The sequence below is a fragment of the Sinorhizobium sp. 8-89 genome (assembly GCF_030124325.1).
In the GTDB taxonomy this organism is placed as follows: domain Bacteria; phylum Pseudomonadota; class Alphaproteobacteria; order Rhizobiales; family Rhizobiaceae; genus Sinorhizobium.
Genome location: NZ_JASKLR010000001.1, coordinates 310152 through 332202, shown reverse-complemented (window position 1 = coordinate 332202; position 22051 = coordinate 310152). Strand labels below are relative to the sequence as shown.

Genomic DNA, 22051 nt, shown 5'->3' with positions numbered 1-22051 from the left:
AGCCGTCTAGAGATGACCCAAAGACTTCAGGAACGAGCCGTTCGTAAGGAAATATCTCATGGCTTCGGTTACGTCGACGGGCAGCCTCAATCCCGAAAAGACCGCCTTCTCCGTCATTCTCGCAGTCAGCTTCTGCCACATGCTGAACGATGTCATGCAGTCGCTGCTGACCGCACTGTACCCGCTGCTGAAGGCGAACTACGCGCTCGACTTCGTCCAGATAGGCCTCTTGACCTTCACATTTCAATTGACCGCATCGATGCTGCAGCCGGCGGTCGGGATTGTTACCGACCGGTGGGGCCTGCCCTATTCACTGCCCGTGGCCATGCTTTCAACCTGCTCCGGGCTGATCCTCCTCGCGAGCGCCGGTGACTTCTGGATGCTTCTCGTGGCGGCGAGCCTGATCGGTGTCGGTTCCGCGATCTTTCATCCTGAATCTTCCCGCGTCGCCCGGCTTGCATCTGGCGGCCGCCACGGACTGGCACAATCGCTGTTCCAGGTGGGGGGCAATGCCGGGAGCGCGCTGGGGCCGCTGCTTGCGGCCTTCATCGTCATTCCGTTCGGCCAGGGCAGTCTTGCCTGGTTCTCGATCGTTGCGATCACCGGCTTCTTTGTCCTTTCCTGGGTCAGCACGTGGTACGTACGGCACCGCCGCATGACCATGAACCGGCCGGCACCGAACCGCGCGCTTCCCTTGCCGAAAGCTCGCGTCCTCTGGGCAATCGCCATCCTTGTTTTGCTGACCGCCACGAAGAACGTCTATCTCGCCAGCATATCCAGCTATTTCACCTTTTTCGTCATCGAGAAGTTCGGCACGAGCGTGCAACAGGCCCAGTTGATGCTGTTCCTGTTCCTCGGCTCGGCGGCCGCCGGAACCTTCCTCGGCGGACCGATCGGTGACCGATATGGCGCGCGCTTCGTCATCTGGTTTTCCATCCTCGGCGTCATCCCGTTCGCGCTCATGCTGCCCTATGCAAACCTTTTCTGGACGTGCGTGCTGAGCGTTCTCATCGGTCTCATCTTTTCGTCTGCCTTCTCGGCCATCGTCGTCTTCGCGCAGGAGCTCGTTCCTGGTCGCGTGGGATTGATCGCTGGCGTCTTCTTCGGCTTTGCCTTCGGCTTCGGCGGCATGGGCGCCGCGGTTCTCGGCATCTTCGCCGACCGGGAGGGCATCGCGTTCGTCTACAACATCTGCTCCTACCTGCCGTTGCTGGGCATTCTTACGGTGCTGCTACCGAAGATCCCGGCGAGATAGGATGTGCCATCCTGGGGGGCCCCCGGCGGGCCACCCGGGAGCGCCGTCCCGTCTCGTTGCCGGCCGCGCCGAAATCTGCTTCTGCCGGCGCGGCCCTCTGTAATCATTCATAAATTATTGCAGGTTACGGTCACCGGATGGGGGCTTGGGCAGAGGCAGAAAATGAGAGGGCGCGCAGTTATTTCCGGCTTCCTGGCGACGCTGGTACACGCGTCCGCTGCTCGCGCCGAAACGCTCAATCTGCTCATCTGGGAATCCTACATCGACCAGGAGATCATCGACCGCTGGACGGAAAAGACAGGAGTCGCGATCCATCAGGTCAACTATGACAGCGGCGATGCTCGCGACGAGATCCTTGCGGATCCCGGCAGCAACATAGATGTGGTCGTCGTCGGCGAAAACGGTGCGGCGCTGTTCGGCAGGAGGGGTGTGCTCGAACCGCTCACCGAGGCCAATTTACCCTCGCTCAAGGATTATGCGCCCGAATGGCGCAAGCGCTGCGCCGGACACGGCCTGCCCTATCTTTGGGGCACCATGGGCATTCTCTACCGCTCCGATATCGTGACGGAGCGCCCGACCTCCTGGCAGGATCTGATGCGCCCGGCACCGGCGCTGAAGAAGCATGTCGCCATGTTCGACGACCACAACGAGGCCTTCGTCGCGCCGTTAGTGCTGCTTGGCGCCTCCATCAATGCCAACGACAACGAAACGCTGAAGGCCGCCTTCGACCTCATGAAGGAACAGGCTCCGTCGGTGCTGACCTACGACTATGTGATCACATCCATCCAGAACCCGGCGATCGGCGAAAACATTCACATGGCGCTCGGCTACAGCGGTGACCAGCATGTGCTCAACGGCAAGGCAGGCGTAAGGGGTCTCTGGCGCTATTCGGTCCCCGAAGAAGGAACGCTCTCCTGGCTCGACTGCATGGCAGCGACGTCGGGCTCGCCGAACAAGCGGCGGGCGCTGGAATTCCTCGATTACATCGGTTCCGCGGAAAGCGCTGCCGCAAACGCGATGACATTGACCATGCCGACGGCAAGCAGCGCGGCACTCAAACTCCTGCCCGAAGCGATGCGCTCCGACCCGGCGGTCTATCCTCCTCCGGAAATATTGGCGAAGAGCCAATATCAGCAAGAACTTTCCATCCAGTCGGTGCAAGCACGCCGGCGCATCATCAGCACGTTGGCGAATTTCCAGTGACACTCGGCAAGCGCGCACTTTTCCTCATCTTCCCTGTGGTGCTTGCGGGTTACCTGCTCGCGGCCTTTTCGGTCCACATCACCCAGAGCCGATCGATCCGGGCGCTCGAACACGCCAAGCTGTCGCAAAGACTCGAACATGCAGCCGCGGTGTTTCAAAGCGAGATCCGGCGGAGCAGGAGCTTTCTCAACGCTTTGCTGAACGGCAATGCGCTGCGTCAGTTCGTGTCCGAAACAGACAGGACCTATCGCGCCAACGCGCTCGGCGTGCGCCTGCAGGAGAGTGTAAAGTCGCTCTCGGACGATCCGATGGGCTTCGTCTCATTGATCATTCTGACCTCCAAGCTGGAAACGGAATATTACTTCGAAAACAGTTGGGATCCTTTTGCGGACGTCGATGACGCACAGATCGAACTGGCAAGGAAACTCATCAGGGGCACCAAGCTTACGGATTGGACCTATCTTCACGATAGCGGCGGAAGCCCAAGAATCGTCTACTCCCAGTTCATCGACCCGATCACTCTCAGCCGCCCTTTGCCCAGCAACAAGGCGAACGCACTTTTGATGCAAGTTGCCGTGCAGCCCGATCGGTTCCTCGAAATGCAGACCGCGCTGAAGAAAGAGTATGGCGCCGACATCGTTCTCCAGCCATGGCCGCTCGCCGTTACCGACGATCTTTCGGCTAGTGCCCCTCTCGGGCCGGCACTTCACGCGACGCTTACGATTTCGGACTCGCATTTCGAGAGGCAGATGCTGCGCCAGAAAGTGCTGCTTGCACTTGGCGCCGTGGCCATGGGCCTTTTCTCCATCTGGCTGATCGTCGTCCTTATCCGGCGCTTCATTACCGAGCCGATCGCAACGCTCGACGCCAATGTCATGGCGGTCATGGTCGGCGCGCGCGCCGAGATAGCGGATCGGGACGAAGCAGGCGAAATCGGGCGCCTCACCCGCAACATCCGCGAATTGCATCGCCAGTCGGTGCATTCGCTGGAACTCGTCCAGCGAAGCTCCTGGACGGATACACTAACCGGCATCAGCAATCGGGGTCACTTCAATACGCTTGCCGCCGGCGTTGTTCAGGAAGCCATTGCATCCGGCGAAAAATGCAGCTTGCTATTCATCGACATCGACAACTTCAAATTCGTCAACGACAAGCATGGTCACGAAGTCGGCGATGAGCTCCTGAAGACGCTTGCCGCCCGACTTGCAGACCATGTCGATGCCATCACCCAAAGACGGGGACAAAGGCCTGCAATCCTCGCCCGCCTGTCAGGCGACGAATTTGCCGTCCTGGTGCGCTCAAGACCGGGCGACGGCACCGTCAGGGAAATCGCTGGCGCAATTCTCGCGCTGTTCAACGATGGTTTCGAGGTTACCGGCAAGCGCTATCCGGTGACGGCAAGCATCGGCGCGGCGATCTGTCCGGACGACGCGAGCAATGTCGCCGAACTGATCTCCAATGCCGACGCCGCCATGTATCAGGCCAAGAGCGCGGGCAAGAACCGCTCAAGCCGGTTCTCCCGCGCTCTCAACGACAAACGCACCCGATTGCGCCAGATCCAGGAGGAATTGCGGTCACTCGACCCGGACGAGCAGTTTCACCTGGTCTACATGCCGATCGTCGATACGAGAGGCCGCGTCACCGGCTGCGAGGCCTTGCTGCGCTGGCACTCCCCCGTTCTCGGCAACGTCACCCCGGACGAATTCGTCCCGATTGCGGAAAGCTCGGGTCTGTTTTCCAAGATCGACTGGTGGGTCATCAACAAGGCAATGTCCGATTGCCGCCAGCTGAAAGCGCTTTTCGGCCCCGAGACCGTGCTGGCGATCAATATTTCCTCCGCTGAATTGCACTCGCGGTCGATCAGCGACTATTTCTCGGACTGCGTTGAACGCCATGGACTTCAGCCGCAGTCGATCGACGTCGAGCTGACGGAGACGTTCGCGGTCCAGGTCAGCGACCAGTTGCGGCGGAACATCGAGGACCTGCGCCAGAAGGGTTTTCGGCTTTCGATCGATGATTTTGGCGCCGGCTACACGTCGGTTCAGCAGATCATCGACTATGCCGCGGATACGATCAAACTCGACCGAGCACTCGTTTCAAACCTGACCGCATCGCAATCCCTGCCGGTCCTCAAGGCCGTCGTCGCCCTGTGCCATGCGAAGGACATGGCGGTGGTCGGCGAAGGCGTAGATACGCCGGAAAAGCTTGCGATGCTGACCGCAGCCGGATGCGACCGGTTCCAGGGCTATCTGATCAGCAAACCGCTTTCGCTCGACGATCTCGGAATCTGGGCGCTGACCCGAATGGCGCGACCTGATGCCGAAGCGGCCGAAGGCGCTGCCGAAGACCGGCGGACGGTCGCCCGCTAGATTCCCTTGAATCCACCGCGGCTGCCGCTTTTTCCTTGACCTTACCCCGCTTGCCGTCCTAACCGCAGCGCAGCAATTACAGCGCCGCGCGTGTAATCAGATGCGCAAAGGACGCTGTAGAACTTTGAGTTTCTGCACGATTTTGTTCTTAAATCGATCTCGATTTAAGGAATCATGCAGCAGCTGATGGCGAGGGTGGCAATGAAGGTTCTTCTGATCGGATCGGGCGGACGCGAACACGCGCTTGCATGGAAAATCGCACAATCGCCGAAACTGACCGCGCTCTATGCCGCGCCGGGCAACCCGGGCATCGCCGAAGAAGCGGCGATCGTCGCACTCGACGTCGACAATCAACAGGCCGTGGTCGATTTCTGCCGAAGAACGGCGATCGATTTCGTCGTGGTCGGTCCGGAGGCGCCGCTCGTTGCGGGGCTCGCAGACACGCTCCGCGCCGCGGGCATTGCGGTCTTCGGCCCGTCTGCTGCCGCTGCCCAGCTCGAAGGCTCCAAGGGCTTCACCAAGGATCTCTGCGCGAAATACGGAATTCCGACCGGCGCCTACAAACGCTTCACTGAAGCGGAACCGGCGAAGGCCTATGTGCGGGAACAAGGCGCACCGATCGTCATCAAGGCCGACGGACTTGCCGCCGGCAAGGGCGTGACCGTCGCGATGACGCTCGATGAAGCCCTCGCCGCTGTCGATGAGTGCTTTGCCGGCGCCTTCGGGTCCGCTGGTGCCGAAGTCGTCGTCGAGGCCTATCTCGATGGCGAGGAAGCAAGCTTCTTCTGCCTCTGCGACGGCAAGAACGTCCTGCCGCTTGCTTCGGCCCAGGATCACAAGCGCGTCGGCGACGGTGACACGGGGCCCAACACCGGCGGCATGGGCGCCTATTCGCCAGCACCGGTGATGACTGCCGAAATGGTCGAGCGCACGATGAAGGAGATCATCGAGCCGACGATGCGCGGCATGGCCGAAAGCGGTTACCCGTTTACCGGCGTGTTCTTCGCGGGGCTGATGATCACCAAAAACGGCCCGGAACTCATCGAATACAACGTCCGCTTCGGCGACCCCGAATGCCAGGTGCTGATGATGCGCATGAAGAGCGATCTGTTGCCGCTGCTCTACGCGGCTGCGACCGGAACGCTTGGCGAAATGAGCGTTGATTGGCGCGACGAGGCGGCGCTGACTGTCGTCATGGCCTCGCGGGGATATCCCGGCGCCTACGAGAAGAACACGCCGATCACTGCCCTGCCAGACGAATCCGCAACCACCAAGGTGTTTCATGCCGGCACGGCGATAAGGGACGATCAGTTGGTTGCAACCGGCGGCCGCGTGCTGAACGTCACAGCTATGGGCGACAGCGTCAGCAGCGCCAAGGACGCGGCCTATACGGTGCTGCGCGGTGTCTCATGGGAAAACGGATTCTATCGTCGCGACATCGGCTGGCGCGCGGTCGCGCGGGAAACCGCCTAGATCACGATGATTTTGGGTCGAGTCGACCCGACGTCACAAACGCGATCGATTCTAATGAGTTAGAGCGGGATGCGGAGCGGAAAACCATGCACAGTTTTCCTCGCCCCGCTCTACTGCACGTTCCTAAAATCGTAGCCGATATAAGGATAAAACATGCGCGGCGCTGTAAGCGAAAAGCCTGCATCGGTCAATTTTTAGCGATCCTCCTGACGGGAAGGTAAGGGAAAAGCCATATTGTCGTCCTCGACAGTTTCGAGGAGAATCCAATGCGTTCCCTGCTCATCTCCGGTGCCTTCGCGCTTCTCGCCGGCACGGCCGCTGCATCTTCAATCGAGGACGTCGTCTCCGGCAAGGCTGTCAACTCCAGCGTCGCTGCGGTTTCCTGCGCGGACTGCCCGCCGCTGCAGCCGAAGAAGAAATCCTCCTATGTCGTCCCCGAGATCACTCCGGGCACCGACAAGATCGAGCTCAAGGAAATCGGTGGCGAGGTGAAGCTGGTGCGCACCGAAGCCTGGCTCGGCGGATCCCCGGTCGTCTTCGTCAGCAAGGCACCCGAGGAGGTCGTGAGAGCCGCGGCGACGAAGACTGGCGGGTCGGCGACTGCGAGCGCCTCGATGGGCATCGACCTGCGCCAACCCGCGACGGGTGGCACCATCTCCCCGCAAATCGACGAGACGGCAAAAACCGCCGCCGTTCATGCGATCTCGCATGCAGAACCCGTTGCAGCATCGATGGCCAAGGACAACTCACAGGAATTTGATCCAGCCGCATTCGAACTTCGGCTAGACTAAAACCATATAAATACAGTTCCCTGCCCCGTCCAGCTGACCCCTGACTTCACGGCTGACGGGTATTCGCTGCAATGGCGAGAGATTGCGCCCCTGAGAGAAGCAGGGGCGCAATCTTTTGGGGATATACGCCAGACGCATTCCTCATCCTGCCGTCGCCTCATCCAGCCCATGCCTCACCTTGCCCATGCCTCACCCAGCTTTGGCGGCCAGAAGCTCTATCTCGCTGTCGGAATAAACCTCGATGCCGTTCTGCCGCAGCAGCGCGGCGGTAACACCCATGCCCGGGTGCCGCGCGCCGCTGAAGCTGCCATCATAGATAAAGCCTGAACCGCAAGACGGACTGCCGTCGATCAACAGTGCAAATCGACAGCCAGTGTCGAGCGCCAGCGCCAAGGCGTTCTCGGCCGCCTGGACAAATTCGTCTGTCACATCCCGGCCAGTTCTTTCAACCACCCGGGCGTTCCCCGAAAGCACGTCGGCACCTACCTGCGCATGCTCGATCTCCGCCGGCGGGCGCGGAACCGGCATGCCGGCCGACATCTCGGGACAGATCGTGACAAGCCTGCCCTCCTCACGCCAGCGATCGATCGCCGGATGAGAAAGCGGTTTCGATGCGCCGTCGTAGCGCACCGCATGGCCCATTAGACAGGCGCTGACGAGGATCTTGGCAGTCATACCGCTTCATAGACGGTTGCCGCAGGTCCTTTCAAGGGGCGAGCAATGGCAAGGCCACGGAGGCGAGCAAAAGGACGGCAAAGACCAGGTTGGCGATGCGTGCCTTCCATGGGTCGCGCAGGACCGTTGCGATAGCCGCTCCAAAGGAGAGCCACGTCGTGTTGACGGCAACCGCAATGAGAGTGAGCGCGAGAACCTTCGCGATTGCGCCGTCGACGCCCTGATCCAGGTCGCTTGTGCTGCCGGAGTAAACAGCGCCGATCGCCGCATAGGCTTTGGGATTGGCGATCGCGAGCACAAATCCGCTGAGGAACGAAGGAGCGCCTGAGCCCTCTTCATGAGCGGCAACCGGCGGCGCAGTGGCGATATGCCACGCGAGATAGATCATATATGCGCCGGCGAGAACCGTGAGCGCCGTCTTCATCCCCGGCACCTCGAGGATCAGGGCGGTTACGCCCGCAGCGATCGCGAGGACAACAGCAATTGTACCGATGTTGACACCCGCGGCGTAACGCGCGCTTCGGCGTATGCCGTGGGCTGCCCCCATGCCGGCGAGACTAAGCGTCGCCGGACCGGGACTGCCCATCAGCGGCAACGCCGCAAGGACCAGGAGAGCGAGATCGCCGGCCATTGTCGCGCCGCCAATATCAAATCCAGACATCGTTGCGAGCCGTGCGCTCGCCGCCCTCGTGGCCAGTGTTCAGAACGCCGCGCGGCTCGATGAGCAACATCTTCACTTCGCCTGCCGCAAAGGGTTTGTGTTCGACTCCCTTCGGCACGACGTACATCTCGCCCGGGCTGACGGTCACAGAACCGTCGCGGAAATCGATCCGAAGCGCGCCGTCCAGCACGATGAACGCCTCGTCCGTTTCCGGATGATCGTGCCAGACGAAATCGCCTTCGATGCGAACGATCTTGACCTGGTAGTCGTTGATTTCGGCGATCACGCGCGGCTGCCACTGATCGAAGCGCCGGCTGCCGCTTCGAGCGCATGAGCAAGTTCGAAAAGGCCGTCGCCGAATTCCAGCGCTTCGATGCGGGCGTCCGTCGCCGGAAGCAGCGCGCGAACGGCCGCAAAGAGCCGCGGATCGGGGGAAATGCCGCCCTTGATGAAGGGCAGCGGACGGCCACCCAGAACACTCTGGATAGCCGCCGGCTCGATGTAGATCATGCGATAGCGGAAACCGTCGTCGCTGCCCGCATGGCCATCGTGCACTTCGTCGGGATGAAGCACCATCGTTCTGCCGGCAAGGCTGAAGCGGTCGGCGCCGCGATAGCGGAAGCTCTGGACGCCTGAAAGCGTCTGTCCGATAGCGTAGGTATCGTGCCGGTGCGGCTCGTAGGCGTGCCCGGCGAAGAAAGCCTCGATGCGCTCGAACGGCACCGCGTCTTCGGCAACGGCAATCCAGTCGCCTCGCCGCCCAAGGGTCGGCGGTTCGATGATGCCTGCGCCTGCGCTCGGTTGGCCGCTCGTCATGCCCTACGAGATAGGGCAATTGCTGTAGATTGTCGATGCAATGCGGCCCCCGCGCGCGTCAGGCGGGTAGCGGCGACCGTGAGGACGGCTATACTTGCTATCCCGCGATCTTCGAGAAATCGGCGACCGCCCCGGTAGCAGAGCGGATGAGCCCCAGCAATGCCAGGCGATTGGCCCGGATCTCCACATCCTCGTCATTCACCAGGACATCATCGAAGAATTGATCGACCGGCTCACGCAGTTTCGACAACGCCGCCATCGCCGAGCGGAAATCCTCTTTCACGATCGCGTCACGGGCATCGCCGGTTGCGATCTTGATCGATGCGTGAAGAGTTCTTTCGGCGTCGAGTTTGAACAGCCGTTCGTCGACGGAAGCGGCGACCTCCGTCCCCTTTTTCTCCTCCGCCGCCAGAATCTGCGTTGCACGCTTGGTGCCAGCCAGCAGGTTCTTTCCCTCTTCGGCCGTGATGAAGGCCGTCAGGGCCTCGACGCGCCGCGCGATCAGCAGCAGATCGTCGGCGTCCGATGTCAACACCGCGTCGATCAGATCGTAGCGGGCACCGAGATCGCGCAGGTAGACTTTCAATCGGTCGTGGAAGAAGGCGAGAAGGTCGGCAGAAACATCGCCGGCGACCTCCGGCCTCTGTGCCTTGAGCCCTGCGAGCGCAACATCGAAAGCCGGCCGAAGCGACAGCCTCGTTTTACCTTCCAGGATGAGACGGATCACGCCGAGTGCGGCTCGGCGCAATGCATAGGGATCCTTCGAGCCCGTCGGCTTTTCGTCGATCGCCCAGAAGCCGACGAGGGTGTCGAGCTTGTCGGCAAGAGCGACCGTCACCGCAACGGGGTCGGTCGGCACGCGGTCGGAGGGACCTTGCGGCTTGTAATGATCCTCGATCGCATTGGCGACGACGGGCGTTTCGCCCTGCAGCACCGCATATTTATGACCCATGATGCCCTGGAGTTCGGGGAATTCCCCGACTGCCTCGGTGCGCAGATCCGCCTTGGCGAGCACGGCGGCGCGGTCGACCTGGGCCACATCAGCACCGGTGACACTGGCAAGTTCTGCGGCCAGCGCACGGATGCGGGCAACGCGTTCGCCTTGCGTTCCGAGCTTGGCGTGGAAGGTGACATTCAACGCATCGAGCTTCGCCATGCGCTGGTCGAGCGGCTTCTTGAGGTCGAGCCCGAATTTCACCGCGGACAGCGTGAGCGTGTCGAGATCCGGCAGGTTGCCCTGGTCCCGCTTCCAGAAATGCGCCGCATCCGAAAGGCGCGCGCGCACGACCTTGCCGTTGCCGTGGACGATTTCCTTGCCGCCATCCTTGGCCTCGATATTCGACACGAGTATGAACTTGTTCGACAGCGTTTCAGCGCCCGGCTCGCGCGTGACGAAGCACTTCTGATTGGTTTTGATCGTCAGGCGAATGATCTCCGACGGGATTTCGAGATAGCTCTCCTCGAAGCTTCCCATCAGCACCTGCGGCCATTCGACGAGGCCCGACACTTCCTCGAGCAGGCCATCGTCCTCGACGAGCTCAAGACCGCTGGCGAAGGCGACGTTGTGAGCGTCGGCGGCAATGATCTCCTTGCGGCGCTCGGCATCGAGCACGACTTTCGCCTTCTCGAGCTTCTCGGCATAATCGGCAAATCGGCGAACTGTGATCGCCTCCGGCGCATGGAAGCGATGGCCATAGGTCACGTTGGAGGCGACGATGCCGTCGACCTCGAACGGAATTACCGTGGTTTCCTCCGTCTCGGAACCAAAGGTGCAGACGATCGACTGGAGCGGGCGAACCCAGCGCAGGCTTCCAGGTCTCGCGGAGGCAGCACCGGAGCGCATCGATTTCGGCCATGGGAAATTGCGGATGATCGGCGGCATCGCCTCGGCGATGATCTCCTCGGCCGGCCGGCCCGGCTTGAGGATATGAGCGACGTAAAAATCGCCCTTCTTCGGGTCGCTATGGACATGGGCCTCGCTGATGGAGGAAAGGCCGGCGCCACGCAGGAAGCCTTCGATCGCCTTTTCGTTCGCGTCGGTGCGCGGGCCCTTGCGCTCCTCGCGAATATCGGCAGAGCGCGCATTCATGCCGCGGATGTCGAGCGTCAGCCGGCGCGGCGTCCAGTGTTCGCGCGCGCCTTCATAGGTCAGACCTGCCTCGACCAGCGCGTCCGTCACAAGCTTCTTCAGGTCGCCGGCCGCCTTGCGCTGCATGCGGGCGGGGATTTCTTCGGAGCGCAGTTCGATAAGAAGATCGGGCATGGGACTCTGGACTTTGTTCTGTTCCGGACGGTTGCGGCGGACTTAGCAAGCTCCGATGAAAAAGTCACCAAGCCCGGCAAGGAAATTGGCCGCTCCTCAGCATTACCAGCCGCCACCGCCACCACCGCCGCCGCCGCCACCGGAAAATCCTCCGCCGGAGGAAAAGCCCGAGGACGAGCTCTTGGGCGGCGGCGGCAAGGACGACGTCATGGTATCCGCCATCGAACCGGCAAACCCGCCGATCCTGTCGCCAAATGAACCGGGGCCAAAGGAATCGCTGTGATACCAGTTCGGCTGATATGCAGCGGCAGCGGCGGCGCCTGCCGACGCGGCAAGCAGCCAGCGGTCGAACGTCTCCGTCCACGGTTTTTCCACGCCGAGCGCCACGGCATAGGGTAGCAGCGTCTCGAAATGGCGGGGCGACATTTCCGGCGCGCCCTGGAGGTTCATCCGGTCCTTCTCGGCGAGCGTCATGTATTGCCGCAGCCCGTCGATGCCGTCCATCATCCGCGTGCCGAGTGGCGTCGGCGCCCCCATAAGGAAGAAGAAGAGCACATTGACGAGCACGATGCCGCCGACGGCAAAGAGCAGCGGCAGTTCGTCCGGCGCGGTGACGGAGAAAATGACGACAAGGACGCTCGAAAAAACCGTGAAAAGCACGAACCCGATGAAGGCCAGCACCACGATCGACATGATGCGGCGCGTCAGGCTCGATCCGCGCCGGAACGACTTGCCGAACGACACGGCGAAAATCGAGACGAAAAAGGCGATGAAAACCGGCACGATGATCAGCGGAATGCTTTCTTCGCTGAGATCGCCGAAGATGACGAGCGCCGCTAGGGCAATGAGTGAAAGAAAGACACCACCGACGACATAAACGGTGTTGGAACGGTAGTACTTGCCGCGATGTTCCCGCTCGATCGAACTGCGGAAGGCGGATCCCGCCGCCTCGACTTTCGTCCCGTTAGCCCGATCGATCGTGAGCTTGCCACCGGCCGCCCCGATCGCCCTCATCAGCGTCGCCTCGCCGGTCGGCAGCTTTTCCGCTCCCGCCTTGCCCGTAGCGGTGATGACGATAGCCTTCTTCAGGTCCTCGAGAACGACGTGTCCCTTGACCGCCAGGTTGAGCGCGGCGGCCGACAGCGCCGTCCACCCCTCTCCGGAGAAGCCCTTGTTGTCGACGTAATTTACCAGCGCCGGCGAAATTCCGTCCGGCGCATCCCAGCGCGGCACCATCACGCCGCGCGCCGGATCCCGACCGACACGCACCCAGGCGCGCCCATAGTAGAGGGTGACGAGGACCAGGCCTGCACCGGCAATGATCAGGGCCAGGTGATCACGCAGCCACCAGATGTTTTCCCGAGAGGCGCTTGGCCGGTCGATGCTGCCCCTCGGCAGCTTGACCGCGATCGTCAGGCCCTCCTGCGGGCGCAGCCGGCGCGTGGTGGCGAAGAAGATTTCGTTGCCCTCCTCCACCGCCCGAGCATCCTTTCCTGTGGCGCCGTAACCGCCAGTGAAGACGTCGAGCGCTTGCGACTTCACGCCTTGCGGCAACGTCACAGTGGCCGTTGCCTCCTCGATCGGGAAGGCCCACTCGGTTCCCGTCACATTCCAATAGAGTTCGTCGTGATCGTCGAAGAATCGGATTTGCCGGCCGGTCTCGTAGGTAATCTGGAACGTGTGTTCACCACGTGGCAGAAACACGTCGGCCTTGCCCGTGTAAATACGGATGCCGCCGCTGATCGCCTCAGTGCGGTAGGCTTCTTCCTCGCCGTCGCGCTCGACCGAGACGAGGTCGAAATCCACCTTGCTGCGGCGGCCGTCCGCGTCGACGAAGGTCAGCGGGAAATCCCGATAGATGCCGCGCTTTATCTGGTTGCCCTCGACATTGGCCGTGATCGTCTCGGTCACGGTGAGCGTGCCGTCCCTCGCGACCTCGATGACCGAATGGTAGGACGAGATAATCTCTTCCGCGGATGCGGCCAGCGGCCAAGCAAACACGAGAAGAACAAGTGCAAGCGCTGCGGAAAACCGCTTCATCGCAATTTCCTTTTCCGCACCGTCAGAATTTGACCGATGGCACTGCCCGATCCGCTTCGTTGTTGATCTCGAAATAGCTGGCCTTGGCAAAGCGGAAGGAGTTGGCGATCAGATTGGACGGGAAACTTTCGACCTTGACGTTGAGGTCACGGGCTGCGCCGTTGTAATAGCGCCGCGACATCTGGATCTCGCCCTCGATCGTCTCCAGCGAGCGCTGGAGTTCCGCGAAATTCTCGTTTGCCTTGAGATCCGGATAGGCTTCGGCGAGCGCAAACAGCTTGCCGAGCGCCTGCGAAAGCGCCCCCTCCACCGCCGCACGGGCGGTGACATCGCCCTGCGGCACCGTCTGCGCTCGATTGCGCAATGCGACGATCTCCTCGAGCGTCGACTTTTCATGCGCCGCATACCCCTTCACAGTCTCGATCAGGTTGGGGATCAGATCGGCGCGCCGCTTCAATTGGACATCGATGCCGGACCAGGCCTCTTCAGCGACCTGCCGCGCCTTCACGAGGCCGTTATAGACAAAAACCAGATACAGGATCACCGCGACGCCGATTGCCAGCCCGATCATGAAAGCCCCTCCTTGAGAATCCGCCAGAGATTAGCCGCCGGCTTTCCAGCTTGAAAGGCATTTTTGCAATCAAAGCAATGGGTGAGCGCGAACTTGGGAAGCGGCCCGTCGGCTCGACGCTGAGTGCAAAACCCGGCGATCGGAATATTCGCGGCCGGCAGAAATGAGGCTGTTCCGCCGGGAACGGCGGCGAAACCGGCGATCGGCGAAAGTCGTCTTATCGAAGAACTCAAGACGCAAAGCCCACGGCCATGAATACGCTCTCTACTCTCATCAACGCGATCGCCTTCACAGCCCTCTTCGTTGCGTACGAGGGCGGAAGCCATAGCGACAGGCCGAGCGGCGTGCGTCGGGCGCTACAGACCTACGCCGGACAAGGATCATCCGGTGAATTTCCGGCAACAGGTTTTCTGTGGTCGGATTCGCGCCCTTGCGAGCGATCTGATCGCCCGCCCGAATGCCCGGAGCTGGCCGCACGAACGAACGAGATGGACGAAAGCTGGCAGCCCGCCGACTATGCTGCTTCCCTGCTCCAGTTCGCACCGCCGGCGTCAGTCAGCAGGAACGCCTCACCGCAGGCCTTTGCCAGCGTGCGAACGCGCAAGATATAGCTCTGGCGCTCCGTGACGGAGATCACGCCCCGCGCATCCAGCAGGTTGAAGACGTGGCTCGCCTTGATGCACTGGTCATAGGCCGGGAAAACGCATTTATGCAGGCGGTTGTTGCTGCTGTCGCCCGGCGCCCCGGCGGCAAGCAGAGCCAGACATTCCTTTTCGGCGTCGATGAAATGCTGGTGGAGCATCGTCGTGTTGGCATATTCGAAGTTGTGCCGCGAATATTCCTGCTCGGCCTGCAGGAAAACGTCGCCATAGCTGATCTTTTCGGCACCCTCGCGGCCGTTGAAATTCAGGTCGTAAACATTATCGACACCTTGGACATACATGGCCAGGCGCTCCAGACCATAGGTCAGCTCGCCGGCAACGGGCGAGCATTCGATGCCGCAGACCTGCTGGAAATAGGTGAACTGCGACACTTCCATGCCGTCGCACCAGCATTCCCAGCCGAGGCCCCAGGCGCCGAGCGTCGGGCTCTCCCAGTCATCCTCGACGAAGCGGATGTCGTGCAGCAGAGGGTCGAGGCCGATCGCCTCGAGCGAGCCGAGATAGAGTTCCTGCAGGTTGGATGGATTCGGCTTCAGAAGCACCTGATACTGGTAGTAGTGCTGAAGCCGGTTCGGGTTCTCGCCGTAGCGTCCATCGGTCGGGCGGCGTGACGGCTGGACGTAGGCCGCACGCCACGGCTTCGGCCCGAGCGCGCGCAGCGTCGTCGCCGGATGAAATGTGCCGGCGCCAACCTCCATGTCGTAAGGCTGCAGCACGGCGCAACCCTTGTCGGCCCAATAGTTGTGCAACGTCAGGATCAGGGCCTGAAAGGAGCGCTTCGGGTTCATGTGGTCCGGAAGGGAGGCGGTGGTCATGGGATCGTCCGAATTCTTCGAAATTTGCCGGACAGGTGCCATGCCGCACGGCAGGGGTCAAGCGTCTTGCCCGATCCCGTGTCCTGATCCAGGTCAGGGATAAGGCGTGAACCTTCACTCGTCGTCGCGCTTCAGGCGGTATTCTCCGGTCTTCGGGTCCTTGACAAGGGTTCCATTGGCGCCGGTCTGTTGCTCGCGGCGCAGCCGCTCGCGCTGCCGCGCCAGCTTCTCGGCGTCGGCAATGAATTTCCGATATCCGATCCAGGCGATAATACCGATAATCAGGAGCAGGATAATCTGCGGCATCGTTCCTCCTCTGCACGCTTCATCCGATCGAACGCGGTGCCGGCGAAGCAATGCAGCCTTTCAAAGTGTAACAGCGACCCTGTACGCCTGACCAGATGCGAGGGTGGAGGAGCCGGATCTAAAGCCCGTATCGCGCCCACAGCGCCCTTTCTTCGAGTGCGTCGGCGAGGCCGGCGGCGGCCGACGCGGCCAGGGGCGCCGCGATTGCGCCGGCAACGGCCGCACCCGGTTGGCGGCGGCCGAAGAGACTGCGTGCCGGCTGGATCAATTCGAGCCGTGCTTTTGCTCCATAACGTCGCTTCACCTCTCCGCGCATGTCGCCGAGAGCGTCGACGAGGCCGAGTTCCTGCCCCCGCCGGCCTGTCCAGAAAAGGCCGGAAAAAATATCGGGATGATCGGCGAGAAGGGTTCCCCGGCGGGTCTTCACCATCTGGATGAACGTGTCATGGATCTCGATCTGCAAGCTCTTGAGGAACTCGACGTCACGCTCCTTTTCCGGCTGGAACGGATCAAGCACGACCTTGTTTTCGCCGGCTGTGTAGACACGCCGTTCGACGCCGATCTTCTTCAGGAGTTCCGGGAAGCCGAAGCCGCCGGAGACGACACCGATCGAGCCGACGATCGAAGTCGGATCGGCGATGATCTCGTCGCCGGCAAGCGCGATCATGTAGCCGCCGGACGCGGCCACGTCCTCGACGAAGATCAGAACGCGTTTTTTCTTTTCTTCGGCGAGGTCGCGGATGCGCTGGTAAATCAGGCGCGACTGAACCGGCGAGCCACCAGGCGAATTGATGGAGATGGCAACGGCCGGGGCGTCTTTGAGTGAGAAGGCCTTTTCCAAAAGCGGGGCGACGGTCGCGAGATTGAGGACCGGGCGAAACTGGCCGCCGCCGGCCATGATCGCGCCGTGAAGCCGGATCGCCGGAATCGTCACCCCATCCCTGCGAAACCGCCTCGGCATCAGCCTTTTAAAGAATCCGGCCATTTCAACTCCTGCCAGTCACAAACCTGATCTGCATGTATGCACTGCCGTCACAAACGCAATGCCCGTTTTCGCACCTTGCGTCTTATTACCGGCGGCGATAGGCAGCGCGCCCGTTGTTGAGGTCATCCACTTCCTGAGAAAAGCGGTGTGTTCCCTCGTCATGCATCACGAGCGGCGCGCGCAGAGCCAGTCGCTTACGGCTCTGCTTGATCGCTGTCACGAGGATGCGCACGGCATTCTCGCCCGCACGTGGAAGAAGCGGCGTGATCTCTATGCCGCCGAAGCGCCGACCGCATGCCGCGATGATCTCGGCGATCGATTCCGGCCGGGCAATGAGAGACAGCTGTCCGCCCGGCTTCATGATCGCCCCGGCGGTCTTGATCCACGCCTCGAAAAGATCGTCGGTCATCGCGTGAGCCTCTGCCTTGAGACTGTCCGGCGTCTGCCGGTCCGCGGCGTCGTTGAACGGCGGGTTCATGATCACATGATCGAAGACGTCATCCGGCAGACCGGCGGCGGCGCGTGCCTTGCCGCTCAGCGACACGTCGGCCTCGAGCACCGCGACTCTTGATGCGAAGTGTGCATTCTCTGGCAATGCGAGGCTGCGACGGGCAAAGCCGGCCATGATGGCCGAACGCTCCACCAGCAGCACTTCAGCATCGTCGAGCCGCGAGGCGACCGCCATGCCGGCGGCGCCCGCACCGGCGCCGAGGTCTGCCACGCGGCAACGGTCGCGGCAGGCCACGAGGGAGGAGAGCAGCATCGCATCCATGCCGGCGCGATGGCCCTGGCCCAGCGGCTGGATCAGGTGAAACCTACCCCTGTGGAACGCATCCACCGTTTCCGGCATCGTCGTCATTGCCCTGCCCTTCCAAAGGGAAGGTCGCGAGCGGTTAGCAGGAAGGCCGAAGTCACTGCCGCAATTCCCTCTCCAGGCCTGCATCGATCAGGATCCGCCGCGCCCTGTCGGCGTCATCCTCCGCAACCAGGAAACGGCGCGGCAAAAGTCCCAGCGAACCCTCCAGGATGCTCATGCCCTGATCGGCAATAAAGCAGCCAATGCCGGCGTCCTTCATCAGGCTTTCGGCAAAGGAGAGAAGTACGGCGTCGTTCGTGCGGATCAGTTCTTTCATCCGGCTCGGTTTTCCTGTCTTATTTCAAGCAAGCGGGGCAATTCGCCTCTTGCCGCCTGAAAGCCCTCTTTCTATTGTCGAAATCGACAACGAAACAGGAGTCCGGGCGTTGGGCGTAGTGATACCGCTGGAAGACAAGAAAAACAAACAGGCGTCTGTGAAGCCGCTCGTCGACCTGACCATGTCCGACATGGAACGGGTCAACCAGCTCATCCTGTCCAAGGCCGGCTCCGATGTCCAGATGATACCGGAGGTCGCCAACCACCTGATTTCGTCCGGCGGCAAACGCCTGCGCCCCATGCTGACGCTCGCCGCCGCCTCGATGTTCGGTTACGAGGGCGACGCCCACATCAAGCTCGCGACCAGCGTCGAATTCATGCACACGGCAACGCTGTTGCACGACGATGTCGTCGACGAAAGCGATCTCCGGCGTGGAAAATCGACGGCACGCACGATCTGGGGCAACCAGGCAAGCGTGCTCGTCGGCGACTACCTGCTTGGTCAAGCGTTCCGCATGATGGTCGATGTGGGCTCACTCGAGGCGCTCGACGTGCTTTCAACGGCAGCCTCGGTCATTGCCGAGGGCGAAGTCCTGCAGCTTTCGGTCGCCAAGAACATGGAGACGACCGAAGACGACTACCTGCAGGTCATCCGCGCTAAGACGGCGGCACTCTTCGCCGCGGCAGCGGAAGTCGGACCGATCGTTGCAGCAACCAGCAAGGCTGACCGCAACGCGCTGAAGTCCTACGGCATGAACCTTGGTCTCGCCTTTCAATTGGTCGACGACGTTCTCGACTACGGCGGCTCCTCGATCGATCTCGGCAAGAACGTCGGCGATGATTTCCGCGAAGGAAAGATCACGCTGCCGGTCATTCTTTCCTATCGGCGCGGCACGCCGGAGGATCGCGCCTTCTGGCGGGAAGCCATCGAAGGCGGCAACAACGACGGCCCAAATCTGGAAAAAGCGCTAGGCCTCATCCGGCGCTATGGCGGGCTTACCGACACGATTGCGCGTGCGCAGCATTATGGCACGATCGCGCGTGACGCCCTTGCACCGTTGCCGGCGTCCCCCTGGAAGTCAGCACTGGTCGAAGTGATCGATTTCTGCATCGATCGGGTAAGCTAGACCGGCAGGCAATTTACTTTAGGAATTTCTTGCCGCATTGCGCCAAAAAAGCCATTCTGTTCCTCAAAACTTGCTTCCGGCAATTTCCGATCGATTTCCGGAACACCCAGCGATGGTGTGGCAAACGCACCGTCGGCAATGAAAGGTTTGATATGCGGCAAAATACACTCCTTCGCCTTCTTGGCGGCGCGGCACTGCTGGCCCTTGCATCGGTGACCGGCAGCTATCTGGCCTTCGCCGAGGAAAAGGCGGCGGTCGAAGACGCGAAGCCTTTCGACATCAAATCTGTCGACACCTTTTCCGGCGCCTTTCTTGCCGCCCGCACGGCCGACGTGGATCGCGACTTCGCCTCAGCAACCGAACTTTACAAGATCGCTCTGCAGTTCGAACCGAACAACAGCGACGTCAAGCAGCGGCTGATGATCACGCTGCTCATGGCAGGCAAGCTTGACGATGGCGTCAAGATCGCCGAGGATCTGAAGTCCGACCCGGCTGTCGAACGCATCACGACGGTCGTCCGCGCGATCGAAGCGATCCGCAAGCGCGAATACCGCAGCGCCCAGAAGCTGCTGGCCTATGACGGCCCGAACGATCTCGACCGGCTGATGAATACGCTTCTGTCCTCATGGGCGAAGTTCGGTCAAGGTCGGCCGAAGGAGGCGTTGGCGCAGATCAAGGCGCTTGACGGCCCTGAATGGTTCCGCGTTTTCAAGAATTATCACGCCGGTGCGATCGCGCTTGCCGCCGGCGACAAGGCAGCGGCCCGCGCACGCCTCAACGACGCCATTCTCGACCGCGAAGGCGGCAGCGCCGCCCCGGACACGTTCATGCGTGCGGTAGAGGCGCTCGCCCGTTTCGAGGCTCGTGAGGGCAACAAGCAAAAGGCCCTGGATACGATTGCTGTCGGCGAAGGCATGGTCAACAACTACACCCCGCTCGAGGCGCTGAGAAAGAGTATCGAGGAAGGCAAGCCCCAGGAGCAGCAGGTTCGCAACGCCGTGCAAGGCGCCGCAGCGGTGCTCTTTTCGATCGGAGGCGCGCTCAACCGCGAAGGCGCTGAAGACGTCGTTTCGCTCTATTTGCAGACCGCACGCCAGCTCGATCCGGAAAGTGCCGACATCCTCGTCATGCTCGGCGGGATTGCCGAAAACCTGAAGAAGGAGGAAGAGGCGATCGCGCTTTACAAGAGCGTGCCGGAAGGCTCGCCGATGCGCCGCCTCTCCGAGCTTCAACTCGGACTTAGCCTTGCCAGCATCGGCAAGGTCGAAGAGGCCAAGAAGCACCTGAGGGCGCTGATCGACGTCGATCCCAAGAATATCCGCAGCTATCTCGCCTATGGCAGCGTTCTGTCGGACGCCAAGGACTACAAGGAGATGGGCGAACTTTACGACCGAGCCGTCGCGGCCATCGGCCCTGTGCCGAAGCGCGGCGACTGGACCGTCTTCTTCCAGCGCGGCATCGCCTACGAGCGGCAGAAGATCTGGGAGAAGGCGGAACCGAATTTCCGCAAGGCACTGGAGCTCAATCCGGATCAGCCGCAGGTCCTGAATTATCTCGGCTACTCCTGGGTCGACATGAACATAAACCTCGAAGAGGGCCTCGACATGATCCGGAAGGCGGTCGAGCTCAAGCCCGATGACGGCTACATCGTCGATTCGCTCGGTTGGGCGTATTTCCGCATGAACCGGTTCGATGATGCCGTGACCGAACTCGAGCGCGCGGCCGAACTGATGGCCGGCGACGCCACGATCAACGACCACCTCGGCGATGCTTACTGGCGGGTCGGGCGCAAGCTCGAAGCGGTGTTCCAGTGGAACCAGGCACTTGAGCTGAAACCCGAAGAATCGGAAATTCCGAAGATCAAGGCGAAGATCGAAAACGGCTTGCCGCCGCTCAAGGCGCGGGTTCCGGCCGCAGCCGACGCCAAGGAAACATTGCCGAAGAGGACGGGTCCCGGGACCGCGACACCGGACAAGAAATCCTGAGGATATGCGGTTGGACGGCATTCCGGGTTTCGCGCTGACATGCGCGGCGCCTGCCAAGATCAATCTGGCGCTGCATGTAATTGGCCAGCGTGCCGACGGCCACCATCTTCTGGAAAGCCTGGTTACTTTCGCGGATTGCGGCGACCGGATCGGCCTTGCGGCGGGTGACGCCGACCGTTTCACCGTGTCGGGGCGCTTCTCGGGCGGTCTGCCGCTTTCGGGGGAAGGCAAGGACGGCAATCTGGTGCTGCGGGCGCGCGACCTGTTGCGACGGGAGTTCGCGTCGCGCAGCATCGCCGCCGGCCCGGTTCATCTCCATCTCGAAAAAAACCTGCCCGTCGCCTCCGGTATCGGCGGCGGCTCGGCAGATGCGGCAGCCACTCTTTCGGGGCTGCTGTTGCTGTGGGGAGCGTCGATCGAGCCGCTAACGCTCGATGCCATTGCCCTCGAACTCGGCGCGGATGTGCCGATGTGCCTCGACGGCGGGCCGCTTCTTGCCAAGGGAATCGGCGAAGAGATTAGCCCCCTTCCCGATCTGCCGTCCTTCGCGATCGTCCTCGTCAATCCGCTGGTCGCCGTTCCGACGCCGGTGATCTTCCGGACACTGGTCAACAAGACGAATCCACGGCTCATCCTACCGCAAGGAATAGCCACGGCTGCGGACTGGTTGTCGGCCATGGCCGGCATGCGCAACGATCTGGAGGCGCCTGCGCGGAGGCTCGCTCCGGTGATCGATGACGTGTCGGGTGCGCTGAGCGCGGCGGGCGCCACGCTTGTGCGCATGTCCGGCTCTGGCGCCACATGCTTCGGGCTGTTCGAGAGCGACGAAAGAGCGCAGCAGGCCGCTGACCGCATTTCCGCCAGCCAAACGGAGTGGTACGTTTGCGCCGCTCGAACCACGGGAGAAAGAGGATAACACCCA

The 22051-nt window shown here is 61.7% G+C and carries 21 protein-coding genes; 8 read left to right on the top strand and 13 right to left on the bottom strand.

Going from position 1 to position 22051, the window contains the following annotated elements:
* The first annotated feature begins 58 nt into the window (after positions 1-58).
* The 5 genes from QN219_RS01595 to QN219_RS01575 all read left to right on the top strand — a co-directional run bounded on the left by QN219_RS01595 (position 59) and on the right by QN219_RS01575 (position 7091).
* Complete coding sequence (locus QN219_RS01595) at positions 59-1255, top strand: MFS transporter (RefSeq protein WP_283997440.1); 1197 nt, start codon at positions 59-61, stop codon at positions 1253-1255.
* A 162-nt stretch (positions 1256-1417) separates the two neighbouring features.
* Positions 1418-2458, top strand: a complete 1041-nt coding sequence (locus QN219_RS01590) for a spermidine/putrescine ABC transporter substrate-binding protein (RefSeq protein WP_283997439.1) — start codon at positions 1418-1420, stop codon at positions 2456-2458.
* Complete coding sequence (locus tag QN219_RS01585; RefSeq protein WP_283997438.1) at positions 2455-4827, top strand: bifunctional diguanylate cyclase/phosphodiesterase; 2373 nt, start codon at positions 2455-2457, stop codon at positions 4825-4827. The genes QN219_RS01590 and QN219_RS01585 overlap by 4 nt, the downstream gene beginning before the upstream one ends.
* Before the next feature lie 201 nt (positions 4828-5028).
* Complete coding sequence (purD, locus tag QN219_RS01580; protein ID WP_283997437.1) at positions 5029-6300, top strand: phosphoribosylamine--glycine ligase; 1272 nt, start codon at positions 5029-5031, stop codon at positions 6298-6300.
* A 266-nt stretch (positions 6301-6566) separates the two neighbouring features.
* Positions 6567-7091: a plant virulence effector HPE1-like domain-containing protein gene (locus tag QN219_RS01575; RefSeq protein ID WP_283997436.1), complete on the top strand. Its 525-nt coding sequence runs from the start codon at positions 6567-6569 to the stop codon at positions 7089-7091.
* A 189-nt stretch (positions 7092-7280) separates the two neighbouring features.
* Here QN219_RS01575 and QN219_RS01570 read toward each other — a convergent pair whose 3' ends face one another.
* The 12 genes from QN219_RS01570 to QN219_RS01515 form a co-directional block, all read right to left on the bottom strand.
* Positions 7281-7766 (bottom strand): DUF523 domain-containing protein, encoded by a 486-nt coding sequence (locus QN219_RS01570; RefSeq protein WP_283997435.1) that lies wholly within the window; start codon positions 7764-7766, stop codon positions 7281-7283.
* 31 nt (positions 7767-7797) lie between these two features.
* Positions 7798-8427, bottom strand: a complete 630-nt coding sequence (locus tag QN219_RS01565; protein WP_283997434.1) for a LysE family translocator — start codon at positions 8425-8427, stop codon at positions 7798-7800.
* On the bottom strand, positions 8414-8788 hold the full coding sequence (locus QN219_RS01560) for a cupin domain-containing protein (RefSeq protein WP_283998232.1): 375 nt from the start codon (positions 8786-8788) through the stop codon (positions 8414-8416). The genes QN219_RS01565 and QN219_RS01560 overlap by 14 nt, the downstream gene beginning before the upstream one ends.
* Positions 8710-9243, bottom strand: a complete 534-nt coding sequence (locus QN219_RS01555) for an AraC family ligand binding domain-containing protein (protein ID WP_405052075.1) — start codon at positions 9241-9243, stop codon at positions 8710-8712. Before QN219_RS01555 ends, QN219_RS01560 begins: the two co-directional genes overlap by 79 nt.
* Positions 9244-9340: 97 nt before the next feature.
* The gene (gene glyS, locus QN219_RS01550; RefSeq protein WP_283997433.1) at positions 9341-11506 is read right to left on the bottom strand and encodes a glycine--tRNA ligase subunit beta; all 2166 of its coding nucleotides are present in this window, start codon (positions 11504-11506) and stop codon (positions 9341-9343) included.
* Positions 11507-11608: 102 nt separating this feature from the next.
* Positions 11609-13546: a DUF2207 domain-containing protein gene (locus QN219_RS01545; protein ID WP_283997432.1), complete on the bottom strand. Its 1938-nt coding sequence runs from the start codon at positions 13544-13546 to the stop codon at positions 11609-11611.
* A 22-nt stretch (positions 13547-13568) separates the two neighbouring features.
* A complete protein-coding gene (locus QN219_RS01540; protein ID WP_283997431.1) occupies positions 13569-14117 on the bottom strand; it encodes a LemA family protein in 549 nt (182 codons plus the stop codon).
* 514 nt (positions 14118-14631) lie between these two features.
* On the bottom strand, positions 14632-15594 hold the full coding sequence (locus tag QN219_RS01535) for a glycine--tRNA ligase subunit alpha (protein WP_173510672.1): 963 nt from the start codon (positions 15592-15594) through the stop codon (positions 14632-14634).
* Positions 15595-15708: 114 nt separating this feature from the next.
* The gene (locus QN219_RS01530) at positions 15709-15900 is read right to left on the bottom strand and encodes a hypothetical protein (protein ID WP_283997430.1); all 192 of its coding nucleotides are present in this window, start codon (positions 15898-15900) and stop codon (positions 15709-15711) included.
* A gap of 118 nt (positions 15901-16018) precedes the next feature.
* On the bottom strand, positions 16019-16885 hold the full coding sequence (locus tag QN219_RS01525) for a S49 family peptidase (protein ID WP_173510674.1): 867 nt from the start codon (positions 16883-16885) through the stop codon (positions 16019-16021).
* An 85-nt stretch (positions 16886-16970) separates the two neighbouring features.
* Entirely contained in the window at positions 16971-17744 is a 774-nt protein-coding gene (locus QN219_RS01520) for a tRNA1(Val) (adenine(37)-N6)-methyltransferase (protein ID WP_283997428.1), read from the bottom strand.
* Between the two features lie 52 nt (positions 17745-17796).
* Positions 17797-18018 (bottom strand): DUF2007 domain-containing protein, encoded by a 222-nt coding sequence (locus QN219_RS01515; protein WP_283997426.1) that lies wholly within the window; start codon positions 18016-18018, stop codon positions 17797-17799.
* 109 nt (positions 18019-18127) lie between these two features.
* On the opposite strand from QN219_RS01515, the gene QN219_RS01510 reads away from it, so the two are divergent.
* Entirely contained in the window at positions 18128-19144 is a 1017-nt protein-coding gene (locus tag QN219_RS01510; RefSeq protein ID WP_283997424.1) for a polyprenyl synthetase family protein, read from the top strand.
* Here the strand turns inward: QN219_RS01510 and QN219_RS01505 are convergent.
* The gene (locus QN219_RS01505; RefSeq protein ID WP_283997423.1) at positions 19141-19305 is read right to left on the bottom strand and encodes a hypothetical protein; all 165 of its coding nucleotides are present in this window, start codon (positions 19303-19305) and stop codon (positions 19141-19143) included. The genes QN219_RS01510 and QN219_RS01505 overlap by 4 nt on opposite strands.
* On the opposite strand from QN219_RS01505, the gene QN219_RS01500 reads away from it, so the two are divergent.
* The gene (locus QN219_RS01500; RefSeq protein ID WP_283997422.1) at positions 19297-21129 is read left to right on the top strand and encodes a tetratricopeptide repeat protein; all 1833 of its coding nucleotides are present in this window, start codon (positions 19297-19299) and stop codon (positions 21127-21129) included. The two genes, QN219_RS01505 and QN219_RS01500, sit on opposite strands and share 9 nt — an antisense overlap.
* A 4-nt stretch (positions 21130-21133) precedes the next feature.
* Positions 21134-22045, top strand: a complete 912-nt coding sequence (locus QN219_RS01495) for a 4-(cytidine 5'-diphospho)-2-C-methyl-D-erythritol kinase (RefSeq protein ID WP_283997421.1) — start codon at positions 21134-21136, stop codon at positions 22043-22045.
* Positions 22046-22051 lie beyond the last annotated feature (6 nt).

What these genes read in the sequence shown, in the direction of transcription:
- QN219_RS01595 (WP_283997440.1), top strand. Translation starts at nt 59, where the DNA reads ATGGCTTCGGTTACGTCGACGGGCAGCCTCAATCCCGAAAAGACCGCC.
- QN219_RS01590 (WP_283997439.1), top strand. Translation starts at nt 1,418, where the DNA reads ATGAGAGGGCGCGCAGTTATTTCCGGCTTCCTGGCGACGCTGGTACAC.
- purD (WP_283997437.1), top strand. Translation starts at nt 5,029, where the DNA reads ATGAAGGTTCTTCTGATCGGATCGGGCGGACGCGAACACGCGCTTGCA.
- QN219_RS01575 (WP_283997436.1), top strand. Translation starts at nt 6,567, where the DNA reads ATGCGTTCCCTGCTCATCTCCGGTGCCTTCGCGCTTCTCGCCGGCACG.
- QN219_RS01570 (WP_283997435.1), bottom strand. Translation starts at nt 7,766, where the DNA reads ATGACTGCCAAGATCCTCGTCAGCGCCTGTCTAATGGGCCATGCGGTG.
- QN219_RS01565 (WP_283997434.1), bottom strand. Translation starts at nt 8,427, where the DNA reads ATGTCTGGATTTGATATTGGCGGCGCGACAATGGCCGGCGATCTCGCT.
- QN219_RS01555 (WP_405052075.1), bottom strand. Translation starts at nt 9,243, where the DNA reads ATGACGAGCGGCCAACCGAGCGCAGGCGCAGGCATCATCGAACCGCCG.
- glyS (WP_283997433.1), bottom strand. Translation starts at nt 11,506, where the DNA reads ATGCCCGATCTTCTTATCGAACTGCGCTCCGAAGAAATCCCCGCCCGC.
- QN219_RS01545 (WP_283997432.1), bottom strand. Translation starts at nt 13,546, where the DNA reads ATGAAGCGGTTTTCCGCAGCGCTTGCACTTGTTCTTCTCGTGTTTGCT.
- QN219_RS01540 (WP_283997431.1), bottom strand. Translation starts at nt 14,117, where the DNA reads ATGATCGGGCTGGCAATCGGCGTCGCGGTGATCCTGTATCTGGTTTTT.
- QN219_RS01535 (WP_173510672.1), bottom strand. Translation starts at nt 15,594, where the DNA reads ATGACCACCGCCTCCCTTCCGGACCACATGAACCCGAAGCGCTCCTTT.
- QN219_RS01530 (WP_283997430.1), bottom strand. Translation starts at nt 15,900, where the DNA reads ATGCCGCAGATTATCCTGCTCCTGATTATCGGTATTATCGCCTGGATC.
- QN219_RS01525 (WP_173510674.1), bottom strand. Translation starts at nt 16,885, where the DNA reads ATGGCCGGATTCTTTAAAAGGCTGATGCCGAGGCGGTTTCGCAGGGAT.
- QN219_RS01520 (WP_283997428.1), bottom strand. Translation starts at nt 17,744, where the DNA reads ATGACGACGATGCCGGAAACGGTGGATGCGTTCCACAGGGGTAGGTTT.
- QN219_RS01515 (WP_283997426.1), bottom strand. Translation starts at nt 18,018, where the DNA reads ATGAAAGAACTGATCCGCACGAACGACGCCGTACTTCTCTCCTTTGCC.
- QN219_RS01500 (WP_283997422.1), top strand. Translation starts at nt 19,297, where the DNA reads ATGCGGCAAAATACACTCCTTCGCCTTCTTGGCGGCGCGGCACTGCTG.
- QN219_RS01495 (WP_283997421.1), top strand. Translation starts at nt 21,134, where the DNA reads ATGCGGTTGGACGGCATTCCGGGTTTCGCGCTGACATGCGCGGCGCCT.